We start from the raw sequence: 25,765 nt of genomic DNA, 5'->3' as shown, positions 1-25,765 counted from the left end.
CCCGCAGCCGTCGAACCTCCCGCGCCTCCCGGCCCCTGACTCAGCCACGGCCCCTGACTCAGCGCCGGCCCAGACCTCACAGCTCGGCCAACAACTCCGCCTTCTTCACGGAGAACTCCTCGTCCGTGACAAGCCCCGCCTCATGCAGATCCCCAAGATGCCGGATCCGGTCGGCGATGTCGGCCGGATCCCGCCGAACCCCCGGCACCACACCCGCCGTCACTCCTGCCGTCACACCCGCCACGACCCTCGCCCCGACCCCCGCCCCCTCGGAGAGCCCCGCGGGCCCTCCCGACCGCACCGCACCCAGAACAGCCGCCGCGAACGGCAACGACTCGTGCACCGGCCCGTACCCGAGCCCGAAGACGACAGCGGCCGGATCCTGATCCGGCTGCCCCGGCTGGGAAGCACCCGGCTGGGAAGCACCCGGCTGGGAAGCACCCGCTCCGGCCCCCATCTCCCGCCGCAGCAACCGCAGATGCCCCTCGAACACCTCCGGCGACCGCCACTCCACACCGCACAGGTCGGACACGGCGAACGTCTGGTCGCCGGCCTTCCACTTCGCGGACGAGGCCCCCGTCCAGAACCACCGGAACGCCACGGACTTCCCGTCGAAGGACGCCTTCCCGTCGTACGCCTTGAACTGGAGCGGCGCCTCGGGCGGCCGCACCAGATACCGCTCGGCGGGCCCCGCGTTCTCGGGCGCGAGCACCGCCCGCAGCTCGTCCGCGTAGTACTCGGCGAGCGTCTCGCGCTCGGCGGGCAACACGAGCCGGTAGGGGTCGCACACGTCCTTCAATTGTCCCGAGGCCGCCTCCATCAGCGGATCCGCCCCCGCTCTCGGCTCGGCGCGCAGGACCACCGTCCCGCGCTTGCCGGGTGTCAGAGTCACCGCCGCGATCGCCTCGAACGGGATGCGGCGCTCGCCGAGCGCCTGGAACAGCTTCGGCGTGCGAATCCCCCGTTCGAAGCGGATGAGCACGGAGTCGGACTCGAACTCCCAGGCGGCATGAAATCCGGCCAGTACGTCACCCATGCGGGCCATCGTATGCGGCATGCGCTTCGTAGTCCCCTCCCTGAGCAGACCGCACTTCTGTCGTTCTCTACGCGCGTCCTGCTTCGGCCGTGTCGGACAAACCCTTCCGGCACCCGTCGTCCTGGTGGGCGCAGCTGACCGCGCGGTACGCGCCAATCCCGATCTCGGCGAAGTTCCGCAGGCTGTCGGTGCCCGGTTCGAAATACCCGGTGTGTCCCTTCGCCCCGCGCGCGGACAGCACCCGCGCGCCGAACTCCGAGGACATCGGATCCGCGCCGTGCCCCAGCCCGCCGAACTCCAGATGCGGTACGTCCTCGATCCAGTCGTCGGAGTCCCGTACGGCCCACACCCGGGCCGAGGTGCGCAACTGCGCCGCCCGCTCGACCCGCATGCCGGGACTGCCCGCCACCGCTATGTCGGAGACCCGGGCCGGCAGCGAACGCGCGGCCACCCCGCACACCACGGATCCATAGCTGTGGCAGTACAGCGCGACGCGCGAGTCACCGGGCAGCGCCCGTACGAGGGCGCCGAGCCGGACCGCGCCCTCCTCGGCGCGGACCCCGGTGGCGGCGTCCATGCCGAGCCCGCTGGGCGTCGTGTAGTCGGCCCACGCTATGACGGCCGTACGCGTCAGGGGGCTCGCGTCGCGCTCGGCGCGGTACAGCGCCTTGGCCATGCCGACGGGCGCCGTGTATCTGCGCTCGGTGCGCTGGAAGGTCAGCAGGTCCGTGTCGACGCCGGGCACCACGACCGAGACCCGGTCGGCCCCGGCGAGGTTCCCGAAGACCTCCGCGACGCGCCCCGAACCCGTCGGGTCGAAGGCGAGGATGCGGCGGTCGCCGGACATCAGGTCCTCGTACCGGTGCATCCGGCGGCTCGCGTCGCGCTTGCCGACGGGCGAGAGCCGGTTGTCGTGCAGGCGTTCGCGTTCGACCTCGCGGGCCTGGCCGAGTGCGATGCGGTTGGCGCGGTAACGGAGATTCACCGGCGCCCCGTTCATGTTGCCGACCGCGAGCGGATAGCGGGCGGCGAGCCGGGCGCGCTGGTAGGCGTCGAGCGAGGCGAAGAACTGGCCGAGGCGGGTGGGCGTCGTCTCGTCCGGGTCCGGCAGCCGGTGCCCGCCCATGTGACCGTGTTCCCAGGCGGAGAGGGAGGCCGCGAGCGGTGTGGCCGCCCCTCTGTGGCTGCGTACCGCGGTCCAGCCGGTGGTCCCGAGCATCACGAACACCACGGCCAGCGCGAGCAGCATGCGCCAGACATTGAGTTGGGGTGTGGAGTCGAAGGAAGTCACTGAAAGGACACACTAGGAGAACGAGCGGGTCTCGCGTTAACCGAGTGAGGCGGATCACGTTTCCTGTGGGGTAATTGGGGCAAAGTCACACCGAATCCCGCCCGGCGATCACCCTGTGTACGCAGATGGGGTACTCCGTGCGCATTTGAGCGTGACGTTGTGTGGTAAGGGAGTTACTCCGTGCCTCCGGAGGTACGTTCGGAGACGTGTCCGGAGACGCGTTCGGGGCGCGCGTGCCAGTTCTCGGCCAACGCGGGCCCCATCTGGTCGAGATACGACGCGGTCAGTTCGCGCATGGCGGCCACGCTGAAGTCCTCGCCCGCGCCCCATCGGCGGGCCGTCAGCCGCATCACGCCGCCGAACAGGGCCACCGTCACGCGCGGTCGCGGATCGGTGTCCACGTCGACACCCTCGCGCTCCGCGACGGTCCGGGCGAGCTCCTCCTCCAGTCGCTCGTGGTGGCACAGGTGGGCGGCGAGCAGTGCGGGTGTCGACTCGATCAACTGGTAGGTGCGCATGTGCAGTTCGATCGGGACGACGGCCTCGATGGCCTCCTCGATGGTGTCCCAGCTCGTCATGACGGCCCGGCGCAGGGCGTCCAAGGGGGGCTCGTGGGGCGGGCGTCGGCGCACCGCGTCGAGGAAGTGCGCCTCCGTCATCTCCTGTACGGCGAAGGCGACCTCCTCCTTGCTCGCGAAGTACCGGAAGAAGGTGCGCTGGGAGACGTCGACGGCCTCCGCGATCTCGTCGACGGTCGTCTGTTCGTAGCCGTGGGCGGTGAACAGCTCCAGGGCGGCCCGCACCAGCGCGTCCCGGGTGCGCTGCTTCTTGCGCTCGCGCAGCCCCGGCCGTGGCGCCGTGTCCATGAGTCTTCTGTCCCCTTGCGTCTCGGGTTGTCGATTGACATCTCGGTTACCGAATTGTGAACTGGTTTGTCAATTGTCAGCGGCTGTCATTAATCTTTGAACATGACTAGTCAGACCACCGTCGACAAGACGGGCCCGGCCGACGAGGCCCCGGCAGCCGCCTCCGGTCCGACCCCGGCCAGGGGCCTGCGCGGCCACCCGTGGTTCACCCTGATCACCGTGGCCGTGGGCGTCATGATGGTGGCCCTCGACGGCACCATCGTCGCCATCGCCAACCCAGCGATCCAGAAGGACCTGGGCGCCACGTTCGCCGACGTCCAGTGGATCACGAACGGCTACTTCCTCGCACTCGCCGTCACCCTGATCACGGCGGGCAAGCTCGGTGACCGGTTCGGCCACCGCCAGACCTTCCTGATAGGCGTGGTCGGCTTCGCGGCGGCCTCGGGGGCCATCGGGCTCTCCGACGGCATCGCCTACGTCGTCGCCTTCCGGGTGCTCCAGGGCCTGTTCGGCGCGCTGCTGATGCCGGCCGCGCTCGGTCTGCTGCGGGCCACCTTCCCGGCCGAGAAGCTGAACATGGCGATCGGCATCTGGGGCATGGTCATCGGTGCCTCCACCGCGGGCGGCCCGATCCTCGGCGGGGTGCTCGTCGAGCACGTCAGCTGGCAGTCCGTCTTCTTCATCAACGTGCCGGTCGGCATCCTCGCGGTCGTCCTCGGCGTGGTGATCCTCACCGACCACCGGGCCAAGAACGCGCCGCGCTCCTTCGACCTGCTCGGCATCGGCCTGCTGTCCGGTGCCATGTTCTGTCTGGTCTGGGCGCTCATCAAGGCCCCCGAGTGGGGCTGGGGCGCCGCGCTGACCTGGTCGTTCCTCGGTATCGCGGTACTGGGCTTCGCGCTGTTCGCGTACTGGGAGAACCGGGTGAGCGAGCCGCTCATCCCGCTCGCCCTGTTCCGTTCCGTGCCGCTGTCGGCCGGTGTGGTCCTCATGGCGCTCATGGCGATCGCGTTCCTGGGTGGTCTGTTCTTCGTCACCTTCTACCTGCAGAACGTGCACGGGATGAGCCCGATCGACGCGGGTCTGCATCTGCTGCCGCTCACCGGCATGATGATCATCGGCTCTCCGCTGGCCGGCGCGATGATCGGCAAGACGGGGCCGCGGGTGCCGCTCGCGGGCGGTATGGCGTTCACGGCCGTCGCCATGTTCGGCATCTCGACGCTGGAGACGGACACGAGCAGTGGGCTCATGTCGATCTGGTTCGCGCTGCTTGGCCTCGGCCTCGCGCCGGTCATGGTCGGCGCCACGGAGGTCATCGTGGGCAACGCGCCGATGGAGCTGTCCGGTGTCGCGGGTGGCCTTCAGCAGGCGGCCATGCAGATCGGCGGCAGCCTCGGTACGGCGGTGCTGGGCGCGGTGATGGCCTCCAAGGTCGACAACGACCTCGCGGGCAACTGGGCCGACGCGGGGCTCCCGAAGCTTCCGCCGGACCAGCTCGACCAGGCGGCGGAGGCGGTGCAGGTGGGTGCGGCGCCGGTGGCTCCGGGCACGCCGCCCGAGCTCGCCGCGAAGATCACTGACGTCGCGCACGACACGTTCATCTCCGGCATGAGCCTGGCGAGTCTCGTCGCGGCCGGGGTCGCGGTCGTGGCCGTCTTCGTCGCGTTCCTCACGAAGAGGGGCGCCAACGCGGAGGCGGGCGCGGGAGTGGGCCACATCTGAGCCGCTCGCCTTATACAGCCCCGCCGGGTCATCCGGCGGGGCTTTCGCCTATCAGGGTGATGTCGGTCGGTGTGACTGTCATATCGCCCGCGACACAGGCCAGAGTGTCCCCAACTGACCCGCACAACCCGGTCGGTTGACCAGAACCGCGGCGTGCCGCCGGAGGGGGACGGCACGCCGCACATCCCCCACGCACCCGCACAACCCAACGAAACGTCAGAACGGCGGCAACGCAGGCGAGGGCGCGAGGGAGGCATGGTCACCCCCAACCCCCTCAGGGGCGCGGGGAACTGCGCGCTCAACCCCCACCCACCCGCACAACCCGACGAGCCGTGAGTCCGGCGGTGTGGCGGAGGCCGCGAGGGCAGCCAGGCCACCCCCGCCCGGCCCCTCAGGGGCGCGGGGAACTGCGCGCCCAGCCCCCACACACCCGCACAACCCGACGAGACACCAGCCCGGCGGCACGGCGGAGGCCGCGAGGGCAGCCAGGCCACCCCCGCCCGGCCCCTCAGGGGCGCGGGGAACGGCGCGCCCAGCCCCCACGCACCCGCACTGAACGAACGAGGGCCGCAGGCAAGGGGCGCCGGGGCAACCCCGCCCCCCCCACCCCCTCAGGGGCGCGGGGAACTGCGCGCCCAGCCCCCACCCACCCGCACCCGATCCCACCCGCACCCGATCCCACCCCCGCCCAACCCGCGGAGCGCTACGCGTCGCCGCCAGCCGCCCCCGGATCCGCCGCCGCGACATCAAGCAGCTGATACCGATCGATCGCCTGCTTCAGCACGGACCGGTCGACCTTCCCCTCGCGCGCCAGCTCCGTCAGCACCCCCACCACGATCGACTGCGCGTCGATGTGGAAGAACCGCCGAGCGGCACCGCGCGTATCGGCGAAGCCGAACCCGTCCGCGCCCAGCGACTGGTAAGTCCCCGGCACCCACCGCGAGATCTGGTCGGGAACCGACCGCATCCAGTCGGACACCGCCACGAACGGCCCCTGCGCACCCGACAACTTCCGGGTGACATAAGGAACCCGCTGCTCCTCCTCCGGGTGCAGCAGATTGTGCCGCTCCACCTCCACCGCCTCACGCCGCAACTCGTTCCACGACGTCGCCGACCACACGTCGGCCCGTACGTTCCACTCCTCCGCGAGGATCCGCTGCGCCTCGACCGCCCACGGCACCGCGACCCCGGACGCCATGATCTGCGCCGGGATGGTGCCCGAAGTGCCCGCCGCGAAGCGGTGGATGCCCGCGAGGATGCCCTCGACGTCCACGTTCTCCGGCTCGGCCGGGTGCCGGATCGGCTCGTTGTAGACCGTGAGGTAGTAGAAGACGTCCTCGCCGTGCGGATACTCGTCGGACGAGCCGTACATCCGCCGCAGCCCGTCCTTCACGATGTGCGCGATCTCGAACCCGTACGCCGGGTCGTACGCGACACAGGCCGGGTTCGTCGAGGCCAGCAACTGCGAGTGCCCGTCCGCGTGCTGCAGACCCTCACCCGTCAGCGTCGTACGCCCCGCGGTCGCACCCAGCACAAAACCGCGCGCCATCTGGTCGGCCATCTGCCAGAACTGGTCACCGGTGCGCTGGAAACCGAACATCGAGTAGAAGACGTACACCGGGATGAGCGGCTCACCATGCGTGGCGTACGCCGAGCCGGCCGCGATCAGGGAGGCCGTACAGCCCGCCTCGGAGATGCCGTCGTGCAGCATCTGCCCCGTCGGCGACTCCTTGTACGCGAGCAGCAGGTCCCGGTCCACGGCCTCGTACTGCTGCCCGAGCGGGTTGTAGATCTTCGCACTCGGGAAGAACGAGTCCATACCGAACGTGCGGTACTCGTCGGGCGCGATCAGCACGAACCGCTTGCCGATCTCCTTGTCCCGCATGAGGTCCTTGAGGAGCCGTACAAACGCCATGGTCGTGGCGATCGACTGCTGCCCGGACCCTTTCTTCACACTCGCGTACGTCTTGTCCTCGGGCAGCGCGAGCGGCTTCGCCCGCAGCACCCGCGTGGGGACGTACCCGCCGCAGTCCTTGCGGCGGTCGTGCATGTACTGGATCTCCTCCGAGTCCCGGCCCGGGTGGTAGTACGGCGGCGCGCCGGACTCCAGCTCCTTGTCGGAGATCGGCAGGTGCAGCCGGTCGCGGAAGCCCTTGAGGTCGGCGACCGTCAGCTTCTTCATCTGGTGCGTGGCGTTGCGGCCCTCGAAGTTCGGGCCGAGCGTCCAGCCCTTGACCGTCTGCGCCAGGATCACCGTCGGCTGGCCCTTGTGCTCCTTGGCCGCCGAGAACGCCGCGTAGACCTTCCGGTGGTCGTGACCGCCGCGGCCCAGGTGCAGGATCTGGTCGTCCGTCATGTTCTCGACCATGCCGCGCAGCCGGTGGTCCCCGCCGAAGAAGTGCTCCCGGATGTACGCGCCGGTCTCGGTGGCGTACGTCTGGAACTGGCCGTCGGGCGTGGTGTTCAGCTTGTTGACGAGCACGCCGTCGCGGTCCTGCGCGAGCAGCGGGTCCCAGCTGCGGTCCCAGACGAGCTTGATGACGTTCCAGCCGGCGCCGCGGAACTGCGACTCCAGCTCCTGGATGATCTTTCCGTTGCCGCGCACCGGTCCGTCGAGGCGCTGGAGGTTGCAGTTGACGACGAACGTCAGGTTGTCCAGGCCCTCGCGCGCGGCGATGGACAGCTGGCCGAGCGACTCCGGCTCGTCCATCTCGCCGTCGCCGAGGAACGCCCAGACGTGGGACTTGGAGGTGTCCGTGATGTCGCGCGCCTGCATGTAGCGGTTCATCCGCGCCTGGAAGATCGCGCCGAGCGGACCGAGCCCCATGGAGACGGTCGGGAACTCCCAGAAGTCCGGCATCGACCGCGGGTGCGGGTACGACGACAGCGCGTGCGGGGCCTTCGACTTCTCCTGCCGGAAGGCGTCCAGCTGCCGCTCGTCGAGGCGGTCCAGGAGGAACGCGCGGGCGTAGATACCGGGGGAGGCGTGCCCCTGGAAGAAGATCTGGTCGCCGCCGTCACCCCCGTCCTTGCCGCGGAAGAAGTGGTTGAAGCCCACGTCGTAGAGCGAGGCCGAGGACGCGAAGGTGGCGATGTGGCCGCCGACGCCGATCCCGGGACGCTGGGCCCTGGACACCATCACGGCCGCGTTCCAGCGGGTCGCGTTGAGGATCTTGCGTTCGATCTCCTCGTTGCCGGGGAAGAACGGCTCGTCCTTGGTGGCGATGGTGTTGACGTAGTCGGTGCTGCGCATCTCGGGCACGGCCACGCGCTTCTCGCGGGCGCGTTCGATCAGTCGCAGCATCAGATAGCGGGCCCGTTCCCGGCCGCGCTCGTCGACGGCGGCGTCGAGGGAGTCGAGCCACTCCTGGGTCTCTTCGGGATCGAAGTCGGGGACCTGACTCGGAAGGCCGCCAATGATGATCGGGTTGCGATCGGTTCCGGAAGCCACGCTGTTCCTTCGCTCTCGGGGGGCCGCTTCTTCTCAGTTTTTTCTTTGGTTTTTCTCTGGTTTCCTGGGCGTCTGCACCGTTCCCCATCGTGTACCTCGGGAGCGGAAACGTCATCTCTACCGAGAGGTAACCGAAGAGGTATCCGAAGAGAGAACCGAGAGGTTCGTCCCGTTCTCCCCAGGGCGGGTCCGGCAAATCGCAACGATACGCCCGACCGGTCACGCGTACCGCAAAGCCGTTCGAGTCTCGTACCCTCGTAGGGTTCCGAAATTCACAAACCGGGGCAGATCTCTGTGGTGTGCGTCACTCGCGACTGTGATTCCCTGAACGGAGTTGCGGCGACACCGCCTGGATCGTCACCGTTTCGGCGGTCTCGACGGCCGGGTACTTGCGCGATCCGCCCCGTCCGTGTGGACTACGGCCAATGCTTCGCGCACGCGCGTGGCTTGAACTTCCCCGAGGGCCCGGCTTCGACCGGGCAGGGGAGGACCCCATTACCGAACATGATCAGGAGGCAACCCGTGAGCGCGACCGCGGACCACGCGGAGGAGCGGACGAGCCTGGCCGCCAGGCTGGGATTCCAGCCCGAGCAGGTGGTCCAGGAGATCGGCTTCGACGACGACGTCGACCAGGAGCTCCGCTCGGCCATTGAAGAAGCAATCGGCAGTGAGCTCATGGACGAGGAGTACGACGACGTCGCCGACGCCGTGGTGCTCTGGTTCCGAGACGACGACGGCGACCTGACGGATGCGCTGGTGGACGCCACCACGTACGTCGAAGAGGGCGGCGCCGTCCTGCTGCTGACGCCCAAGACCGGCCGAGACGGTTATGTGGAGCCCAGCGACATCGCCGAAGCTGTGACGACCGCGGGTCTGTCCCAGACCAAGGGCATCAGCGTGGGGAAGGACTGGAGCGGCACGAAGCTGGCGACGCCGAAGACGGCAGCCAAGAAGCGCTGAGGCGCAGCCGAGGCCAGGAGGCCCCCGCCGACATCGGTCGGCGGGGGCCTTGTCCTTTGCGCCCCCGGCCCTGTGCGCCCCGGCCCCGTGCGGCCTCGGCCCTTTGAGGGGGGCCGGAGGGGGTGCCGGGGGGCGCTGCGTAGGGTGGATGTCACCCGAACAGCCCGAAACACCCCGAACGGACCCGACGGAAGGGATGCGGAACCATGGCGATCGAGGTCGGCGACAAGGCCCCGGACTTCGAGCTCAAGGACAACCACGGAGCCACCGTGAAGCTCTCCGACTTCCATGGCGACAAGAACGTGGTGCTGCTCTTCTATCCCTTCGCCTTCACCGGCGTGTGCACCGGCGAACTGTGCGAGCTGCGTGACAACCTGCCGCGGTTCGCCGACCGCGACACCCAGCTCCTCGCCGTCTCGAACGACTCCGTCCCCACCCTGCGCGTCTTCGGCGAGCAGGAGGGCCTCGAGTACCCGCTGCTGTCGGACTTCTGGCCGCACGGCGAGGTCTCGCGCGCGTACGGCGTCTTCGCCGAGGACAAGGGCTGCGCGGTGCGCGGCACCTTCGTCATCGACAAGGAGGGCGTCGTCCGCTGGACCGTCGTCAACGGCCTGCCGGACGCGCGGGACCTGGACGACTACGTACGGGCGCTCGACGCCCTCTGACCACGGCGCCGCAGCGGCCCCGAAGGTGCGGGGATGCCGACACTTCGGGATTCTTCGTGCTCAGGGCCTGCGGTGGTGGGGAACCCCTCACTAGGATCGAAACGTTGATCCGATACCAACGCACTGCGGGGCTTCCCGCCCCCGGACACCAATGGGAGGACTCGTGGGAGTCAGCCTCAGCAAGGGCGGCAACGTATCGCTGTCGAAGGAGGCCCCGGGCCTGACCGCGGTCATCATCGGTCTGGGGTGGGACATCCGCACCACCACCGGTACCGACTTCGACCTCGACGCCAGCGCCATCCTCACGAACGCGGACGGCAAGGTCAGCAGCGACGCCAACTTCGTGTTCTTCAACAACCTGAAGAGCCCGGACGGCTCGGTCGAGCACACCGGCGACAACACCACCGGTGAGGGCGAGGGCGACGACGAGCAGATCAAGGTCAACCTCGCCGGGGTCCCGGCCGAGATCGAGAAGATCGTCTTCCCGGTCTCGATCTACGACGCCGAGAACCGCCAGCAGTCGTTCGGCCAGGTGCGCAACGCGTTCATCCGCGTGGTGAACCAGGCCGGCGAGGCGGAGATCGCCCGGTACGACCTCTCCGAGGACGCCTCGACGGAGACCGCCATGGTCTTCGGCGAGCTGTACCGGCACGGCGCGGAGTGGAAGTTCCGCGCCATCGGCCAGGGGTACGCGTCGGGTCTGCGCGGCATCGCGCAGGACTTCGGCGTCAACGTCTGAGCCGTTCCACCGCTTCACAGCTCCATCGTTCCCGTCCGGCGTCGCACACTCCTGGTGCGGCGCCGGACGTGCAAGACATCCCAATGGCTTCATGGCTCGACCGGAGAGGACCAGAACATGGGCGTCACGCTCGCCAAGGGGGGCAATGTCTCCCTCTCCAAGGCCGCACCGAACCTCACCCAGGTGTTGATCGGGCTCGGCTGGGACGCACGCTCCACCACCGGAGCCGACTTCGACCTCGACGCCAGTGCCCTGCTGTGCAACGCGGGCCGGGTGCTCGGCGACGAGTGGTTCATCTTCTACAACCAGCTCAAGAGCCCCGACGGCTCCGTCGAGCACACCGGCGACAACCTCACGGGTGAGGGCGAGGGCGACGACGAGTCCATCCTCATCGACCTCTCCAAGGTGCCGGCCAACGTCGACAAGATCGTCTTCCCGGTCTCGATCCACGACGCCGACAATCGCGGCCAGACCTTCGGCCAGGTGAACAACGCCTTCATCCGGGTCGTCAACCAGGCCGACGGCCAGGAGCTCGCCCGCTACGACCTCTCCGAGGACGCCTCCACGGAGACCGCGATGATCTTCGGCGAGGTCTACCGCTACGGCGGCGAGTGGAAGTTCCGCGCGGTGGGCCAGGGGTACGCGTCCGGTCTGCGCGGCATCGCCCTGGACTTCGGGGTCAACGTTTCGTAAAGCGCGCGCACGCGGAAGGCGACCTTCGCGGGCGAAGACCGGCCACGGTGTCCCGAAAGAGAGGTTCCCCCGGTGGCCGAAGGGGCGTCTCCTGGGTTTGCACCCCCTGGACCTGCGACTCTCCGAGCGAACGGGCCCGGCCCTCTCCTCCGGGAAGTCGGACCTCTAGACTTCGAGGTCAATGTTTCGTAAAGCCGGGTACGGCGGGGGGAAACTCCCTCCGGACTTCGTCCGGGGGTAGCCCCCCAACTCACGATTGGGTAGCCAGTGGTTCTGAAAACCTTCGGCTGGTCGTTCGCGGTCACCGCGCTCGGCTTGGTCGCAGCGGTGTTGATCGACGGATGGACGGCGTTCGGGATCGTGCTGATCCTGTCCATCCTCGAGATCTCGCTGTCCTTCGACAACGCCGTGGTCAACGCCGGAATCCTGAAGAAGATGAGTGCCTTCTGGCAGAAGATCTTCCTCACCGTCGGCATCCTGATCGCCGTCTTCGGAATGCGGCTCGTCTTCCCTGTCGTCATCGTCGCGATCAGCGCCTCGCTCGGCCCCATCGAGGCCGTCGACCTGGCACTGAACGACGCCGACCGCTACCAGGAACTGGTCACCGACGCCCACCCGTCGATCGCCGCGTTCGGTGGCATGTTCCTGTTGATGATCTTCCTCGACTTCATCTTCGAGGACCGGGACATCAAGTGGCTCGGCTGGCTGGAGCGCCCGCTCGCCAAGCTCGGCAAGGTCGACATGCTGTCGGCCTGCATCGCGCTCATCATCCTGCTGGTCACCGCGCTGTTCCTGGCCCCGCAGGCCCACCTGCACGCGGGCTCCGCGGACAAGGCGGAGACCGTCCTGCTCGCCGGCGTCGCCGGCCTCATCACGTACCTGGTCGTCGGCGGGCTCTCGGGCTTCTTCGAGAACCGTCTCGAGGAAGCCGAGGAGCGCGAGCACGAGGCCGAGGAGGAGGCCAAGCGCGAGGGCAAGCAGGTCTCCGCGAAGGTGCTCATCGGCAAGGCCGCGTTCTTCATGTTCCTCTACCTGGAGGTCCTGGACGCGTCCTTCTCCTTCGACGGTGTCATCGGCGCCTTCGCCATCACCAACGACATCGTCCTGATGGCGCTGGGCCTGGGCATCGGCGCGATGTACGTCAGGTCGCTGACCGTGTACCTGGTCCGCCAGGGCACCCTCGACGACTACGTCTACCTGGAGCACGGCGCCCACTACGCCATCGGCGCCCTCGCCATGATCCTCCTCGTGACCATCCGCTTCGAGGTCAACGAGATCATCACCGGCCTGGTCGGCGTCGTCCTGATCGCCTGGTCCTTCTGGTCCTCCGTGCGCCGCAACAAGGCGCTGGAGGCCGCGGAAGGGAAAGCCGACTCCTCGGACGACAAGGGCGACAAGACAGAGGTCTCGTCCGGGGTGTGACACCGGTCCCGTTGAGGAACGCTCTGTGAGGGGCGGTCGCCGAGGAGTCCTCGGCGACCGCCCTTGCCGCGTGACGGTCCCCGGCGCTTCGTCGGGGTGAGCAGGAGAAGGTGGGGGCGGGAATGCAATTCTGGGAAAACCTGTGGCGCGGCCGGTCGACGGAGTTCGACTCGGGCAGCGCGGCGACCAACGCCATCGAACTGACCAAGCGGAACCACACGATCTCGCTCACCAAACAGGGCGCGGCCACCGGCAACCTCCGCGTCAACCTGTCCTGGCGGATGCGGACCTCCGACATCGGCGGGGCCCGGCGGGAGAGCCTGCTGCGCCACCCCTTCAAGGCGCTCAAGCCCGAAGTGGTGCAGGCGCACACCCAGAGCATGGTCAACGTCGACCTCGACCTGGGCTGCATGTACGAGCTCGCCGACGGCACCAAGGGCGTCGTCCAGCCGCTCGGCGGCTTCCTGGGCGAGCTCAACGGCGCGCCGTACGTGAAGCTCAGCGGTGACGACCGCTTCGGTTCGGGCTCCGGCGAGACGATCTTCGTGAACCTCGATCACCGCGCGGAGATAAAGCGGCTCCTGATCTTCGTCTACATCTACGACCAGACCCCCGCCTTCGACCGTACGCACGCCATCGTGACGATGTACCCGAGCAACGGTCCCCGGATCGAGATAGGCCTCGACGAGCGCCACTCCCAGGCCAGGTCCTGCGCGGTGGTCATGATCGAGAACGTCAAGAACGAACTCGTGGTGCGCCGCGAGGTGAAGTTCGTGTACGGATTCCAGGCGGAGCTCGACCGGCTCTACGGGTGGGGCCTGCAGTGGGGCCGCGGCTACAAGGCGAAGGCCGACCGTTGACGTGCCCCGTCAGGCGCGCGGGGCCGTGGACATGAGCGGCTCCGCCGAGGCGCCGGTGGGCTCGGGAGCGTGCGCTCGGTGGCGGCTGCGGGTTCGCTGTGGCTGAACGCGCGGTTCCCCGCGCCCCCGAACGCGGCGGCCTCCCGGGCCCCGGGAAGAGCGCGGAGCGCTCAGCGGCCGATGAACTGAGGGCCCTGGGGCGGCAGGCGGAAGTCCGGGTCCAGGGGGGCGCCCACCGGCTGGGGGTAGCCGTAGCCGGACTGGGCGGTCGCCGGGGCGGGCTGGGCCGGCGCCGGCTGCGGATACCCGTAGGCGGGCTGGCTGGTGGGCTGCGGATAGCCGTACGCGGGCTGGGTGGCGGGCGGCTGCTGCCGCGTGGGGTCAGGGCCTGGCGCGGCCGGGGGATAGCCGTACGCCGGCTGGACCGGCTGCTGAGGGACCTGCCGGGGCACCTGCTGCGTGGGCTGCTCGGGCGGCAGCGGCTGCGATCCGGCCTGCCCGGCGGACGCCGGCCCCTCCTCGGGGTCCGACTCGTTCACCAGGATGCCGAAGTCGGACGCCAGACCCTGCAGGCCGTTCGAGTAGCCCTCGCCGAGCGCCCGGAACTTCCAGCCGTCGCCGCGGCGGTACAGTTCACCGCAGATCAGCGCGGTTTCCTCGCCGGTCTCCGGCTTCACGTCGAAGTACGCCAGCGGCTCGGCGTCCCCGATCGTGGCGTCGAACACCAGAATCCGCAGCGCCGGCACCAGGTCGAAGGTGACGTCCTCGGCGGACGCGACAAGGAGAATCCGCCCCACACCGCTGTCGACGCCCGCCAGGTCCGCCTGGATCGAGTCGGTGAGTCCCTCGGCGAGACCGTCGTTCACACGCTTCTTGCCGAGCCGCCAGACCTTGCCCGAAGGGTGCCGGGGCTGGTTGTAGAAGACGAAGTCCTCGTCGGACCGCACACGGTCGGTGCTCAGGAGCAGCGCCGAGACATCCACGTCAGGGACGCCCCGCCCCGGCGTCCAGCGCAGCACGGCGCGCACCGCCGTGGCGTCCAGCGGGACGTTCGACCCCTTCAGCATGGCGTGCGTCATGCGGTCATCCTGCCTTCCCGGGCCTGCTCACGACAACGCGGGGTGCCCTCCCGTCCGCCCCGGCGCACGGTCCGTCCGCCCCGGCTCACGGTCGGGCGGCACAATGGTGTTTGTCCGCGTTACCTGAATTTCATGCCGGATGGGAACCCCGGACACGGAAATCTACGTACTATTACCGGCCACATATCAACAGGCCACTCAGCCGTCTCGGGGGAGTCTCATGCGTCATTTCGGCCAACTGGCCCCTGAGGTGCGCGAGCGCCTCTTCTTCCAGGAGCCCTGCCACTTCTCGGCGGACTCCTCGCCCAAAGTGCTCGCCGCCGCGCTCGGAGCCACCCTCTACTCGCCCGCGACCAGGCAGAAGCTCGCCGACGACATCGTGAAGCAGACCGGTCAGGGTGTCGTCTCGATGGTCGTCTGCCTGGAGGACTCGATCGGCGACGCGGACGTCACCGTGGCCGAGGAGAACCTCGTCAGGCAGTTCAAGGACCTGGCCGAACGCTGCCCCGAGACCGAGCTGCCCCTGCTCTTCATCCGGGTCAGAGCGCCGGAGCAGATACCCGACCTGGTCCGCCGGCTCGGGGCGTCCGTGCGGCTCCTGTCGGGGTTCGTGCTGCCGAAGTTCACCGAGGAGCGGGGCATCCCGTTCCTGGAGGCGCTCACCGAGGCCGAGGGCGTCAGCGGGCGGCGGCTGTTCGCCATGCCCGTACTGGAGTCGCCCGACCTGCTGTACCGCGAGTCGCGGGTGGAGACCCTCGCGGGCATCTTCCGGGCCGTCGACAAGTACCGCGACCGCGTACTCGCCCTGCGGCTCGGCGTCACCGACTTCTGCTCGGTGTACGGGCTGCGCAGGGCGCCCGACATGACCGCGTACGACGTGCAGATAGTGGCCTCCGTGATCGCGGACGTGGTGAATGTGCTCGGCCGCGCCGACGGCACCGGATTCACCGTGACCGGGCCCGTGTGGGAGTACTTCCGCGTCCAGGAGCGCATGTTCAAGCCACAGCTGCGCAGCAGCCCCTTCAGCCCGAAGGCCCAGGGCCTGCGTGCCGCGCTGATCGAGCACGACATGGACGGCCTGCTGCGGGAGATCTCCCTGGACCGGGCCAACGGTCTCCAGGGCAAGACCTGCATACACCCCTCGCACGTACTTCCCGTGCACGCCCTGTCCGTGGTCAGCCACGAGGAGTTCAGCGACGCGCAGGACATCCTGCGGCCCGAGCGGGGCGGCGGGGGCGTGCTGCGGTCCGCGTACACGAACAAGATGAACGAGGTGAAGCCGCACCGCGCCTGGGCGGAGCGCACCCTCCAGCGCGCCGAGGTCTTCGGCGTCACCAACGAGGACATCGGCTTCGTGGAGCTGCTGGCGGCCGGAATTCCCGGCTGACCCCGCCCCGGCTGATAGACAGGCTCGCGGCCGTTCCACGGGCCCCCGGCCGGTCCACCGGCCCCGGTCCACCGGCCCCGGTCCGGTACACATGCCCGGCTGCCCCCACCTTCCCGGCTGACACACAAGGAATCCATGAACAAGGTTGTGCACGACGGGTCCGGGGTCTGGTCCGCGACGGGCTTCTGCCCCGGAACCAAGGCCGGAACCAAGGCCGGAGCCAGGGCCGGGACCAGGTCCGAGACCAGGTCCGAGACCAGGTCCGGGTCCGGCGAACGGGGCGCCGAGGGAGCCGGTGAGGGAGCCGGTGTCGAGGTCTGGTCCGGGAGCTGGGTCGCCGGGCGCCTCGGTGTCGAGCTCGTCGGGGACGAGGGGCTCGGAGAGCTGCTCGGGCTCGCGCTCCGGCGCAACCCCAAGCGGGCGCACCTGCTCGTGTCCAACGTGCTGGGCAAGCACGTACCGCAGTCACCCGCCGTCGTGTACGGGTACGGGTTCGCGCTCGGGCTGCGCGTGCGCGACCTGCTCGGCGAGGAGCAGGCCGGCCGAGCCGTCGTCCTCGGGTACGCCGAGACGGCCACCGGGCTCGGCCACTCCGTCGCGGACGGCGTGGGCCTCGCGCCCTGCCTCCACTCGACCCGGCGCCCGGTCGAGGGCGTCGCGACGGCGGGCGGCTTCGAGGAGTCCCACTCGCACGCCACCTCGCACCTGCTGCTCCCGGAGAACCCCGCCCTGCTGGCCACCGACGGCCCGCTCGTCCTCGTGGACGACGAGTTCTCCACCGGCAACACGGTCCTCAACACCATCCGTGACCTGCACGCACGCCATCCGCGCGGCCGGTACGTGATAGTCGCCCTGGTCGACATGCGCTCCGCGGCCGACCTCGGCCGCCTGGCGGACTTCGCCCGGGAGATCGACGCGACCGTGGACCTGGTGACAGCCGCCTCCGGCACCGTACGGCTGCCCGACGGCGTACTGGAGAAGGGGCAGGCGCTGGTCGCCGAGCACGAGCCGCGTACACCGGGCGCGGCCGTGGCGACCGCGGCCCGCCCCGAGCACCCGGCGCCCGGCACCGTCGCGCGCGTGGACCTCGGCTGGCCGCGGGGCCTCGCCGACGGCGGACGGCACGGCTTCACGCCCGAGCACCGCGTCCGCCTGGAGGGCGCGCTGCCCGCGATGGCGGCCCGAATAGCCGAGGCACTGCCGCCCGACGCCGCCCGTGGCCGCGTCCTCGTCCTCGGCTTCGAGGAGCTGATGTACGCGCCGCTGCGGCTCGCGGTCGCGCTGGAGAAGCTCACCGACGCCGAGGTGCGCTACTCCACGACCACCCGCTCGCCCGTGCTGGCCGTCGACGACCCGGGCTACGCGATCCGCACCCGGCTCGTCTTCCCCGCCCACGACGACCCGGCCGACGGTCCCGGCGACCGGTACGCCTACAACGTCGCGGGCGCCGGCTTCGACGCGGTCGTCGCCGTGCTCGACTCCACCGCGGACACCCCCGAACTGCACGCCCCGGACGGCCTGTTGGCGCAACTGTCGGCCCACGCGGGGAGCGTACTGCTGGCGGTGGTCCCGTCGTACGTCCCGCCGTACGCCCAGCCCGCCGAGCAGCCCGCCGAGCGGCCCGCCGTCCAGTCCATCGAACGGTTCGACGAAAGTGACAGGCCCTCCATGCTGCCCGAGCCCCTCCGCGGCCCCGCCTTCTCCTCGTACGCGTCGGACGAGGTCGGCTGGCTGCTGCAGGACCTCTCGGACACCCGTCTGGAGGCGCCGACCGAGGAGCGCGAGGAGGCCATCCAGAGCGGCGGCGCCCACTACGCGGAGTCGCTCCCGGTGGAGTACCAGCCCAGCCCCCAGTACCAGGAGCTGTTCCGCGACGCGCTCGCCGGTTCGGCCGCCCGCATCGCCACGGCCGTCGGCGCGGTCACCGAGACGGTCCTCGCGGAACGCTCACCGCGCCCCGTGCTCGTCTCGCTGGCCCGCGCCGGCACCCCCGTCGGCGTCCTGATGCGCCGCTGGGCCCAGCACCGCCACGGCGTCGACCTGCCCCACTACGCCGTCTCCATCGTGCGCGGCCGCGGCATCGACGCCAACGCGCTGCGCTATCTGGCCGCCCACCACACCCCGGCCGACGTCGTGTTCGTGGACGGCTGGACCGGCAAGGGCGCCATCACCCGCGAACTCGCCCAGGCCATCGAGGAGTTCGAGGCGTCCGACGGGATCAGCGGCTTCGACCCGGAGATCGCGGTGCTCGCCGACCCGGGCTCCTGCGTGCGCACGTACGGCACCCGCGAGGACTTCCTCATCCCGTCCGCCTGCCTCAACTCCACTGTCTCCGGGCTCATCTCGCGTACGGTGCTCCGCGCAGACCTGGTCGGCGAGCACGACTACCACGGGGCGAAGTTCTACCGCGAACTCGCCGACGTGGACGTCTCCGTGGAGTTCCTCGACGGGATCTCCGCACGCTTCGACGAGGTCGGCGACGCGGTGGACGACCGGGTCAAGGAACTGCTCTCCGCGGACCGCGCCCCGACCTGGGAGGGCTGGGCGGCCGTCGAGCGGATCAGCGAGGAGTACGGCATCCACGACGTGAACCTCGTCAAGCCGGGCGTCGGCGAGGCGACCCGGGTGCTGCTGCGCCGCGTCCCCTGGAAGATCCTCGCGCGCGCCGGAGCGGGCGCCGACCTCGACCACGTACGCCTGCTCGCCGAACAGCGGGGCGTACCGGTCGAGGAGGTGGACGGACTTCCGTACACCTGCGTGGGGTTGATCCACCCGAAGTACACGCGCGGTGCGACCGGTGCCGACGGCAAGGCGGTGACGGTCTGATGCCCGGCACCGCGCCGCGCGTGCTGGTCGCCAGCGACCTGGACCGCACGCTCATCTACTCCGCCAACGCGCTCGCGCTGACCGGCCCCGACGCACAGGCGCCCCGGCTGCTCTGCGTCGAGGTGTACGAGGGCAAGCCGCTGTCGTACGTGACCGAGACCGCGGCCGGGCTGCTCAGCGAACTGGGCGAGGCGGCGGACTTCGTCCCCACCACGACCCGTACCCGCGAGCAGTACCGGCGCATCCAGCTCCCGGGCCCGGCCTCGAAGTACGCGATCTGCGCGAACGGCGGCCACCTCCTGGTCGACGGCGTCTCCGACCCGCGGTGGCAGGCCCTGGTGACGGAGCGCCTGGCAAGCGAGTGCGCCCCGCTGGACGAGGTGCGCGCGCACATGGGGGCCACCGCCGACCCGGCCTGGGTGCTCAAGCAGCGGGTCGCCGAGGACCTGTTCGTGTACTTCGTCGTCGACCGCGAACTGCTGCCCGAGGAGTGGGTGAAGGAGCTGGCCGACTGGGCGGAGAACCGCGGCTGGACCGTCTCGGTCCAGGGCCGCAAGATCTACGCCGTCCCGAAGCCGCTCACCAAGAGCGCCGCGATGCGCGAGGTGGCCCGCCGCACGGGAACGCCCCGCACCCTCGCGGCCGGCGACTCCCTCCTGGACGCCGACCTCCTGCTGGCCGCGGACCGGGCCTGGCGCCCTGGCCACGGCGAACTGGCCGAGGCGGGCTGGACGGCACCGGGGGTCACGGCGCTCCCGGAGCGGGGAGTGGCGGCGGGCGAACGCATCCTCGGGGAGTTCCTCGGGGAGATCAGGCAGGCGTCATGACCGCCGTGACCTGGACGATGCGCCATGGCTGATGCCGGCGGGACTGGTGCCGGCGGGACTGGTGCCGGCGGGACTGGTGCCGGCAGGACTGATGTCGGTGGTACGGAGATCCGGCTCGCCGGTGCGGCGGACGCGGCGGTGATCGCACGTATCCACCTGGCCTCCCGGGTGACGACGATGCCCTACCTGCCCCCGCAGCGGCGCAGTCACGACGAGGTCACCGAGTGGGTCGGGGCCGTCCTGCTCAAGAGGTGCCGCGTGTGGGTGGCGGTGCGCGACACGGAGGTCCTCGGCTATGCCGCGCTCGAGGGCGACATGCTCGACCACCTCTATCTGCGGCCGGACGTCCGCCGCCAGGGCATCGGCACGCTGCTGCTCGACGAGGTCAGACGGCACAGCCCCGACGGGGTGTCCCTGCACGTCTTCGAGCAGAACACCGACGCTCGCGCGTTCTACGAACGGCATGGCTTCATCGTGCTCGACACCAGCGACGGCAGCCGGAACATGGAGAACCTGCCCGACATGACCCTCCGCTGGACGCCCCAGGGGGACCAGTCCCGGTCATCCGGGTCATCCGGGGCGCACCGCTAGCCGCAGCAGCCTCCGCCGCAGCAGCCACCGCCGCCACCGGCCTGGGGCGCGGGGGCGGGTGCCGAGGCGGAGCCGCCCACCGCGACCGCCACCGTCGACAGCAGCTTCACCGTGTCGTCGTGACCGGACGGGCAGGCCGCGGGGACGGAGGACTCGGCCATCGGGCGGCTCTTCTCGAAGGTGTCGCCACAGGTCCGGCACCGGTATTCATAGCGAGGCATGGGCACAGGTTAGCGGGCGGGGCGCCCCTGCCCCATGTGTGAGCCGGTCCGCCTGCCCTGACCCCTGCCCTGCCCCCTGCCCAGGGCCTGCGCCCGCAGCTCGGCGCCCGCCCTGACGCGCTGCTCGCGGGCGGCCTGTTCGGGGTTGCGGGAGCGCCAGTACGGGTTGTCGTGGGGCAGGGCCGAGCCGACGCGCCCGTACATCCCGAAGAACATCAGCATCACGCCGACCACAAAGCTGAACAGCACGTTCTGGATGCGGAAGGCGAGGAAGTTGAGGCCCGTGTCGAGCAGGGCGAGGTTCACGAAGCCGCTCAGGATGAAGAGGACCCCGAGAACCATGTTGACCGTCGAGGCGACGTTGCCGCCGATCACCATGCCGACGAGGAGCAGCAGCCCGGCGCAGATCGAGAGCACGCTGAGCGCGCCGTTGGTGTTCAGCCCGGTGACCGTGTCGCCGCGGGTGTCGAAGAACCCGACCTTGTCGATCAGCCCCAGGATGCCGAAGGCGAGCAGCACGAGGCCCATCAGCCCCGCGCCGATCCGGTAGAACATGCTGAGCCGGTGGTCGACGGGCAGATGCTCGTCGAGCCTGATCCGCCGGGTGGGCGCCGTACGCAGCGTGTGAGTGACATGCGTGGCCATGTGTCCGCCTCCTCGGGTGCGAGCGGAGGCCGTCCGTACCTCCCCAGCATCCACCGGGGACGGAGGTCCCGCCAACCGGCCGACCGCGCCGGTCGACGCCGCGGCGCCCCGGGTGAGAGCGGATGCCGTGCCGCGGCTCGTCAGAAGGCGTCGACGCCGGTCAGCTGTGCCGACAGGTCCCACAGGCGTGCGGCGTCGTTCTTGTCGGTGGCGTGCCGGGCGACGCCTCCGGTCGCCATGTCGAACGGGTCGGTGGCGATTTCGGCCACCTCGCAGTCTTCGAGGTAGACGCCGCCGAGACCGGCGAGCCGGGGTGAGGTGGCCGCCCATACGGAGGTGGCGGCACCCTGTTCCGGCGACTTGAAGGCGGCCGGGTCCTTGGGGGTGCCGTCCTCGTTCGTCCAGCCCATGGCGACCTGTTCCGCCAGGGGAAGGTGGCGTTGCAGGTTGGTGTCGATGACGCCAGGGTGCACCGAGAAGGCGCGGACGCCCGCGTCCTGGCCCAGAGCGTCGAGTCGCGATGCGAACAGGGCGTTCGCCGTCTTGGCCTGGCCGTAGGCGACCCACTTGTCGTACGGCTCGGACTCGAAGTGCGGGTCGTCCCAGCGGATCCCGGCGAAGCGGTGCCCGCGGGAGGAGACCGCCACCACGCGGGCCCCGCGGCCGTCGGCCAGCGCCGGCCACAGGCGGTTGACCAGGGCGAAGTGGCCCAGGTGGTTGGTGGCGAACTGCGACTCCCAGCCCCGGCCCACCCGCCGCAGCGGCGGCGCCATGATGCCGGCGGAGCCGATCAGCAGGTCGAGGCCGCGTCCCGTGGCCAGGTGGCGGTCCGCGAAGGCCGCCACGCTGTCCAGGTCCGCGAGGTCGAGTTCGTCGACCTCGACCTGGACCTCGACCTCGTGCAGCTCGGCGAGGGCCTCGTGCGCGACGTCGGGGCGTCGCGCGGGCACGATCACGTGGGCGCCCGCACCGACCAGTGCCCGCGTGGTGGCCAGACCGACACCGGAATAACCTCCGGTGACCAGGGCGGTGCGGCCGCTCAGATCGACGCCGGCGAGGACCTCCGCGGTGGTCGACGTCGCTCCGAAACCGGAGCCGATGGGCTTCTGCGGTGTAGTCAAGGTTCGCGAGGTAGGCAAGGTTCTCTCCAGAAAACGTGCAGGTGAGGATGGCGAGATGGCGAGAAGCGAGATGGTGAGGACGCGGCCTCGGAGGGCGGCGCGCTATCCAGAGAAACAGCCCTGGGGCGGTTGAGGCAGAGTCTGCGAAGGGGGTACTGAGCGTGACTCCCACACGTACGCCCGTTCGCATAAAATCAGACAAATGGGAGCCAGCGCGCAGGCCAGGACACAGATACGCCGACAGGTCAGGGACTTTCTGACCAGCCGGCGGTCCCGCCTCACACCCGGCCAGGTCGGCCTGCCCGCCGTGAACGCGAACCGGCGGGTCGAGGGCCTACGCCGTGAAGAGGTCGCCGCTCTCGCGGGGATCAGCGTCGAGTACTACATCCGCCTCGAACGCGGCGACGCCCGCGGGGTGTCCGAGAGCGTCCTGCAGAGCGTCAGCCGTGCCCTGCGCCTCGACGGAACCGAACACGCCCACCTGCTGGACCTGATCCGTTCCGGTGGCGGCATACGGCCGTGCCGCCCGGTCACCGGAGCGGTCGAGCTGCGCCCCTCCGTACAACGCATCCTCGACTCCATGACGACCACACCCGCACTGGTCCTCGACGGACGCCTGGACGTCGTCGGCGCGAATGCTCTGGGGCGGGCCCTCTACCAGCCGATGTACGGCGCCTGCGGGAACGCCGACACGGCCCGCTTCGTCTTCACCGACCCCGCCGCACGAACGTTCTGGCGCGACTGGGCCGTGATTGCGGACGACACCGCGAACGCCCTGCGGGCGGAGTCCGGCAGCAACCCGTGCGACCGGGCCGTCACCGAGCTGGTCGACGAACTCGCCGCTCGCAGCCCGGAGTTCGCCTCGCGCTGGGCCCGTCACGATGTCCACGTCAGCCGCACCGGAACACGCCGGATCGAGCACCCCCTGGTCGGCGCCCTCACCCTGCCCTTTGAGTCCACGCCGCTCGTCGCCGACCCCGGCCAGACCTTGCTCATGTACAGCGCGGCCCCCGATTCGCCCACGCAGGACGCGCTCCACCTGATGGCGAGCTGGACGACGTCCCGCCCGTCGGGCTCGTAACGCGATCATGCTGAGCGGTCACTCGGGTTCGGGTTCGGGTTCGGGTCCACGATCTCGCGTCATACGCCGACTCAACGGTGAGCCGTACTCCTAGGGGCGCACCATCTGGAGGTCTGGAGGTCTGGAGGTCTGGAGGTCTGGAGGTCTGGAGGTCTGGAGGTCTGGGGGGCTGGCGATCTTGGGATCTTGGGATCTGGGGTCATCGAATGTCGAAGGTGCGAGGGGACGCGATGCCGAGCGAGCGCTCGGAAGCTCCGACGGCTTTCCCGTTGACGCGGGCCGTGACGGTGAGTCGGTCGAGGTCACGGCCGAGCTCCTCGCTCCCGCTGAACCTGAATCTGAACTTGCGCGCGGAGTCCGCGGGCAGCGCGCCGAACGGCATGGTCAGCGTCTCGGCGAGCGGCGAGCCGTCGTCCGGGGCGGTGACGTCCCGCCAGCCGGTGCCGTCGTGCCACTGGGTGCGCAGGACGGTTCCCCCGGCCTTGGACGCCGTGCCGGAGCAGCCGTCCAGGGCGCCCGGCTCGGTCGAGTCCGAGTCCGAGTTCGAGTCCGTGGCGCAGGCGAGGTACTCCGCCTGGACCTGGGCCTTCGGGTACGCGCTGTGGGAGTGATTGGTGATCGTGTACGTCACCTCGGTCCAGCGCCCTTCGCGCAGGACCGCGGGTTGCTCAGGGGAACGGCTGTCGAGCGAGAGAGTGGCCAGCCGCGCGGTCTCCCGCTCGCGCGCGAGTGTGCGGGAGCCGTCCGTCATCGTGACGTCCACCGGAAGGCCCTCGCCCTCGGTCTCGGGGCTGACGTGCGGAGTGATACGCAGGAACGCGAGGGAGCTGCCCCGGGGCAGGTCCATGCGGAAGGTGCCGGTCGAGCCCTGCTTGTCCGGGGCGAGTTCGACCTTCTTCCAGCCGCCGTCGAACTTGCGCTCCAGCCCCGGCAGGGGATCGCCGGCATGGCGCAGCCCGATACGGACCCGCACGGCGACGTCGTCCCGGGGCTGCCCCGTGTTGGAGAGGTCGAGGGACATCCCGAGCCGGGTGTCCCCACGGATCCCGGTGGTACCGAAGGAGAGCCACACCGGCGACGAGGCCGACGCACTCGGTTTCGCATCGGACGCGGCCCCGCCGCCGCACCCCGCCGTGACGGCGAGTGCGGCAAGGACGCCCGCGAGACGTAGGTACCTCAACTGTCCCCCCAGAACCATAGGTCGCAGGAATCCTAGGGGACGGCGCGCTGCCGGGCGGTGACACGGGCACGGGCACGGGCATGGTGGGCACAACGACGGTGGGTGCGATGCCGCTGGACGCGTCCGTCATTCCTTGAGGCTTCTTTACGCTCTTTCTTTGTCTGACTTCACAGAGGCCACTGACATTTCCGACCGTACGCGCGGGACTACAAAATGCGCAGGCTCGCATTCGTCTCTTGCCAGGCAGAGACGCCGGATGTATCACTGAAACGCGCCTCACTCACTACGGGCGGTGAGGTGCGCGCCCGGCCTCTGCGGACCGACAGACCGGAGGGCGAAGCCCGAAAACCGGAATGCCACGTCGGGCTACACCTCTGTCGAAATGACGGAGCGCATATGGGGCGGCGCTTCAGCCCAGGGGGAGGCATTACATGGCGAATGACGTGAAGCTTGTGCGGCTGTACGTTTCCAGCGTCGCCAACGGCACGCAGGACGACACTCCGAACGAGGTGGGCGGCAACCCGAGGTCGCCGTTCTACCTGATGATCGAGGCCGACGCGAGCGACCCGGCCGGCGACAACAAGTACAACTACACCCTCACCATCAGCGCCCGCTCCACGTCGGGCAACAACACCACCTTCGCCCCGCTGATCCGCAACGAGCAGGCAGGCGACTCGAACAACGGGTGGAGGCAGGTGACACCGGGCGCGAACGACGGCTACGTCAAGACAACCACGGAGCCGGTCAACGCGGCGGACTTCGAGTCCAACGGATCGTATGAATTCGTCGGAGTGCTACGCCTCGGCGACAACACGATTTCAAGGATCCGCAGCAACGAGTTCTTCATCATCTGACCACGGAAGCAGGCGGCGGCCACACGGCCCGCCGCCTGCACAGCGATGGTCAGATACTCCGGCAATGAGGATCCCTGCTTTTATGCTTCATACTGAAGGGCCGTGAAATCCAATAGAGGCAGGCTCCGTAGCTCGACCGAGCCGCATGCCCTATCCCATGGAACGCGTGAAGATGGCCTTCTCGTCCCTGAGCTTGTTCTTTATCTACCAGGACCTGCCAGGCTTGCCGATGGCTTTGAGGGTCTCGG

General features: G+C 69.6%; 22 protein-coding genes. 13 read left to right on the top strand and 9 right to left on the bottom strand.

Going from position 1 to position 25,765, the window contains the following annotated elements:
- Window positions 1–76: 76 nt before the first annotated feature.
- The 3 genes from ACLVWQ_RS35715 to ACLVWQ_RS35705 form a co-directional block, all read right to left on the bottom strand.
- Entirely contained in the window at window positions 77–1,045 is a 969-nt protein-coding gene (locus ACLVWQ_RS35715; RefSeq protein WP_414113442.1) for a DUF4429 domain-containing protein, read from the bottom strand.
- Between the two features lie 58 nt (window positions 1,046–1,103).
- A complete protein-coding gene (locus ACLVWQ_RS35710) occupies window positions 1,104–2,327 on the bottom strand; it encodes an alpha/beta hydrolase (protein ID WP_414113423.1) in 1,224 nt (407 codons plus the stop codon).
- 173 nt (window positions 2,328–2,500) lie between these two features.
- A complete protein-coding gene (locus ACLVWQ_RS35705) occupies window positions 2,501–3,193 on the bottom strand; it encodes a TetR family transcriptional regulator (protein ID WP_414113422.1) in 693 nt (230 codons plus the stop codon).
- A gap of 102 nt (window positions 3,194–3,295) precedes the next feature.
- Between ACLVWQ_RS35705 and ACLVWQ_RS35700 the strand changes: the two genes are divergently transcribed.
- A complete protein-coding gene (locus ACLVWQ_RS35700; protein WP_414113421.1) occupies window positions 3,296–4,915 on the top strand; it encodes an MFS transporter in 1,620 nt (539 codons plus the stop codon).
- Between the two features lie 703 nt (window positions 4,916–5,618).
- Here ACLVWQ_RS35700 and aceE read toward each other — a convergent pair.
- On the bottom strand, window positions 5,619–8,366 hold the full coding sequence (gene aceE / locus ACLVWQ_RS35695) for a pyruvate dehydrogenase (acetyl-transferring), homodimeric type (RefSeq protein WP_414113420.1): 2,748 nt from the start codon (window positions 8,364–8,366) through the stop codon (window positions 5,619–5,621).
- Window positions 8,367–8,888: 522 nt separating this feature from the next.
- On the opposite strand from aceE, the gene ACLVWQ_RS35690 reads away from it, so the two are divergent.
- The 6 genes from ACLVWQ_RS35690 to ACLVWQ_RS35665 all read left to right on the top strand — a co-directional run bounded on the left by ACLVWQ_RS35690 (window position 8,889) and on the right by ACLVWQ_RS35665 (window position 13,705).
- Window positions 8,889–9,326 carry a DUF3052 domain-containing protein gene (locus tag ACLVWQ_RS35690; RefSeq protein WP_188114209.1) on the top strand — a complete coding sequence of 146 codons (438 nt, stop codon included), beginning with the start codon at window positions 8,889–8,891 and terminating at the stop codon, window positions 9,324–9,326.
- A 206-nt stretch (window positions 9,327–9,532) separates the two neighbouring features.
- On the top strand, window positions 9,533–9,991 hold the full coding sequence (locus tag ACLVWQ_RS35685; RefSeq protein WP_414113419.1) for a peroxiredoxin: 459 nt from the start codon (window positions 9,533–9,535) through the stop codon (window positions 9,989–9,991).
- Window positions 9,992–10,154: 163 nt separating this feature from the next.
- Window positions 10,155–10,730: a TerD family protein gene (locus tag ACLVWQ_RS35680; protein ID WP_414113418.1), complete on the top strand. Its 576-nt coding sequence runs from the start codon at window positions 10,155–10,157 to the stop codon at window positions 10,728–10,730.
- A 117-nt stretch (window positions 10,731–10,847) separates the two neighbouring features.
- Entirely contained in the window at window positions 10,848–11,423 is a 576-nt protein-coding gene (locus ACLVWQ_RS35675; RefSeq protein ID WP_414113417.1) for a TerD family protein, read from the top strand.
- A 267-nt stretch (window positions 11,424–11,690) separates the two neighbouring features.
- The gene (locus ACLVWQ_RS35670; RefSeq protein WP_414113416.1) at window positions 11,691–12,845 is read left to right on the top strand and encodes a DUF475 domain-containing protein; all 1,155 of its coding nucleotides are present in this window, start codon (window positions 11,691–11,693) and stop codon (window positions 12,843–12,845) included.
- A 122-nt stretch (window positions 12,846–12,967) separates the two neighbouring features.
- Complete coding sequence (locus tag ACLVWQ_RS35665; protein WP_414113415.1) at window positions 12,968–13,705, top strand: TerD family protein; 738 nt, start codon at window positions 12,968–12,970, stop codon at window positions 13,703–13,705.
- Between the two features lie 170 nt (window positions 13,706–13,875).
- On the opposite strand, the gene ACLVWQ_RS35660 is transcribed toward ACLVWQ_RS35665, so the two are convergent.
- Window positions 13,876–14,784 carry a TerD family protein gene (locus ACLVWQ_RS35660; RefSeq protein WP_414113414.1) on the bottom strand — a complete coding sequence of 303 codons (909 nt, stop codon included), beginning with the start codon at window positions 14,782–14,784 and terminating at the stop codon, window positions 13,876–13,878.
- Between the two features lie 220 nt (window positions 14,785–15,004).
- Here ACLVWQ_RS35660 and ACLVWQ_RS35655 point away from each other — a divergent pair, with 220 nt between their 5' ends.
- From ACLVWQ_RS35655 to ACLVWQ_RS35640, 4 genes are all read left to right on the top strand, one after another.
- A complete protein-coding gene (locus tag ACLVWQ_RS35655) occupies window positions 15,005–16,171 on the top strand; it encodes an HpcH/HpaI aldolase/citrate lyase family protein (protein ID WP_414113413.1) in 1,167 nt (388 codons plus the stop codon).
- A gap of 135 nt (window positions 16,172–16,306) precedes the next feature.
- Window positions 16,307–18,997 carry a phosphoribosyltransferase gene (locus tag ACLVWQ_RS35650; RefSeq protein ID WP_414113412.1) on the top strand — a complete coding sequence of 897 codons (2,691 nt, stop codon included), beginning with the start codon at window positions 16,307–16,309 and terminating at the stop codon, window positions 18,995–18,997.
- On the top strand, window positions 18,997–19,824 hold the full coding sequence (locus tag ACLVWQ_RS35645; RefSeq protein ID WP_414113411.1) for an HAD family hydrolase: 828 nt from the start codon (window positions 18,997–18,999) through the stop codon (window positions 19,822–19,824). The genes ACLVWQ_RS35650 and ACLVWQ_RS35645 overlap by 1 nt, the downstream gene beginning before the upstream one ends.
- Before the next feature lie 138 nt (window positions 19,825–19,962).
- Window positions 19,963–20,415, top strand: coding sequence for an N-acetyltransferase family protein (locus ACLVWQ_RS35640; protein WP_414113410.1), 453 nt, complete (start codon window positions 19,963–19,965; stop codon window positions 20,413–20,415).
- Here ACLVWQ_RS35640 and ACLVWQ_RS35635 read toward each other — a convergent pair.
- From ACLVWQ_RS35635 to ACLVWQ_RS35625, 3 genes are all read right to left on the bottom strand, one after another.
- A complete protein-coding gene (locus ACLVWQ_RS35635; protein ID WP_414113409.1) occupies window positions 20,412–20,636 on the bottom strand; it encodes an FmdB family zinc ribbon protein in 225 nt (74 codons plus the stop codon). The two genes, ACLVWQ_RS35640 and ACLVWQ_RS35635, sit on opposite strands and share 4 nt — an antisense overlap.
- Window positions 20,637–20,645: 9 nt before the next feature.
- The gene (locus ACLVWQ_RS35630) at window positions 20,646–21,281 is read right to left on the bottom strand and encodes a DUF4383 domain-containing protein (protein WP_414113408.1); all 636 of its coding nucleotides are present in this window, start codon (window positions 21,279–21,281) and stop codon (window positions 20,646–20,648) included.
- A gap of 140 nt (window positions 21,282–21,421) precedes the next feature.
- Window positions 21,422–22,402 carry an SDR family NAD(P)-dependent oxidoreductase gene (locus tag ACLVWQ_RS35625; protein ID WP_414113407.1) on the bottom strand — a complete coding sequence of 327 codons (981 nt, stop codon included), beginning with the start codon at window positions 22,400–22,402 and terminating at the stop codon, window positions 21,422–21,424.
- A 202-nt stretch (window positions 22,403–22,604) separates the two neighbouring features.
- Between ACLVWQ_RS35625 and ACLVWQ_RS35620 the strand changes: the two genes are divergently transcribed.
- Window positions 22,605–23,483 carry a helix-turn-helix domain-containing protein gene (locus ACLVWQ_RS35620; RefSeq protein ID WP_414113406.1) on the top strand — a complete coding sequence of 293 codons (879 nt, stop codon included), beginning with the start codon at window positions 22,605–22,607 and terminating at the stop codon, window positions 23,481–23,483.
- Window positions 23,484–23,682: 199 nt separating this feature from the next.
- On the opposite strand, the gene ACLVWQ_RS35615 is transcribed toward ACLVWQ_RS35620, so the two are convergent.
- Entirely contained in the window at window positions 23,683–24,663 is a 981-nt protein-coding gene (locus tag ACLVWQ_RS35615; RefSeq protein ID WP_414113405.1) for a hypothetical protein, read from the bottom strand.
- 431 nt (window positions 24,664–25,094) lie between these two features.
- Between ACLVWQ_RS35615 and ACLVWQ_RS35610 the strand changes: the two genes are divergently transcribed.
- Complete coding sequence (locus ACLVWQ_RS35610; RefSeq protein WP_414113404.1) at window positions 25,095–25,517, top strand: hypothetical protein; 423 nt, start codon at window positions 25,095–25,097, stop codon at window positions 25,515–25,517.
- The last annotated feature ends 248 nt before the right edge of the window (window positions 25,518–25,765 follow it).

It is taken from the genome of Streptomyces sp. CWNU-52B (assembly GCF_047444975.1).
In the GTDB taxonomy this organism is placed as follows: Bacteria; Actinomycetota; Actinomycetes; order Streptomycetales; family Streptomycetaceae; genus Streptomyces.
Note: the sequence above shows the minus strand (reverse complement) of the source record. Positions and strands in the feature narration are given on the sequence as shown.

Bases quoted from the DNA above. Each gene is read 5' to 3' on its own strand.
- ACLVWQ_RS35715 (WP_414113442.1), bottom strand. From the start codon at position 1,045: ATGGCCCGCATGGGTGACGTACTGGCCGGATTTCATGCCGCCTGGGAG.
- ACLVWQ_RS35705 (WP_414113422.1), bottom strand. From the start codon at position 3,193: ATGGACACGGCGCCACGGCCGGGGCTGCGCGAGCGCAAGAAGCAGCGC.
- ACLVWQ_RS35700 (WP_414113421.1), top strand. From the start codon at position 3,296: ATGACTAGTCAGACCACCGTCGACAAGACGGGCCCGGCCGACGAGGCC.
- ACLVWQ_RS35685 (WP_414113419.1), top strand. From the start codon at position 9,533: ATGGCGATCGAGGTCGGCGACAAGGCCCCGGACTTCGAGCTCAAGGAC.
- ACLVWQ_RS35675 (WP_414113417.1), top strand. From the start codon at position 10,848: ATGGGCGTCACGCTCGCCAAGGGGGGCAATGTCTCCCTCTCCAAGGCC.
- ACLVWQ_RS35665 (WP_414113415.1), top strand. From the start codon at position 12,968: ATGCAATTCTGGGAAAACCTGTGGCGCGGCCGGTCGACGGAGTTCGAC.
- ACLVWQ_RS35660 (WP_414113414.1), bottom strand. From the start codon at position 14,784: ATGACGCACGCCATGCTGAAGGGGTCGAACGTCCCGCTGGACGCCACG.
- ACLVWQ_RS35655 (WP_414113413.1), top strand. From the start codon at position 15,005: ATGCGTCATTTCGGCCAACTGGCCCCTGAGGTGCGCGAGCGCCTCTTC.
- ACLVWQ_RS35650 (WP_414113412.1), top strand. From the start codon at position 16,307: ATGAACAAGGTTGTGCACGACGGGTCCGGGGTCTGGTCCGCGACGGGC.
- ACLVWQ_RS35645 (WP_414113411.1), top strand. From the start codon at position 18,997: ATGCCCGGCACCGCGCCGCGCGTGCTGGTCGCCAGCGACCTGGACCGC.
- ACLVWQ_RS35635 (WP_414113409.1), bottom strand. From the start codon at position 20,636: ATGCCTCGCTATGAATACCGGTGCCGGACCTGTGGCGACACCTTCGAG.
- ACLVWQ_RS35630 (WP_414113408.1), bottom strand. From the start codon at position 21,281: ATGGCCACGCATGTCACTCACACGCTGCGTACGGCGCCCACCCGGCGG.
- ACLVWQ_RS35620 (WP_414113406.1), top strand. From the start codon at position 22,605: ATGGGAGCCAGCGCGCAGGCCAGGACACAGATACGCCGACAGGTCAGG.
- ACLVWQ_RS35610 (WP_414113404.1), top strand. From the start codon at position 25,095: ATGGCGAATGACGTGAAGCTTGTGCGGCTGTACGTTTCCAGCGTCGCC.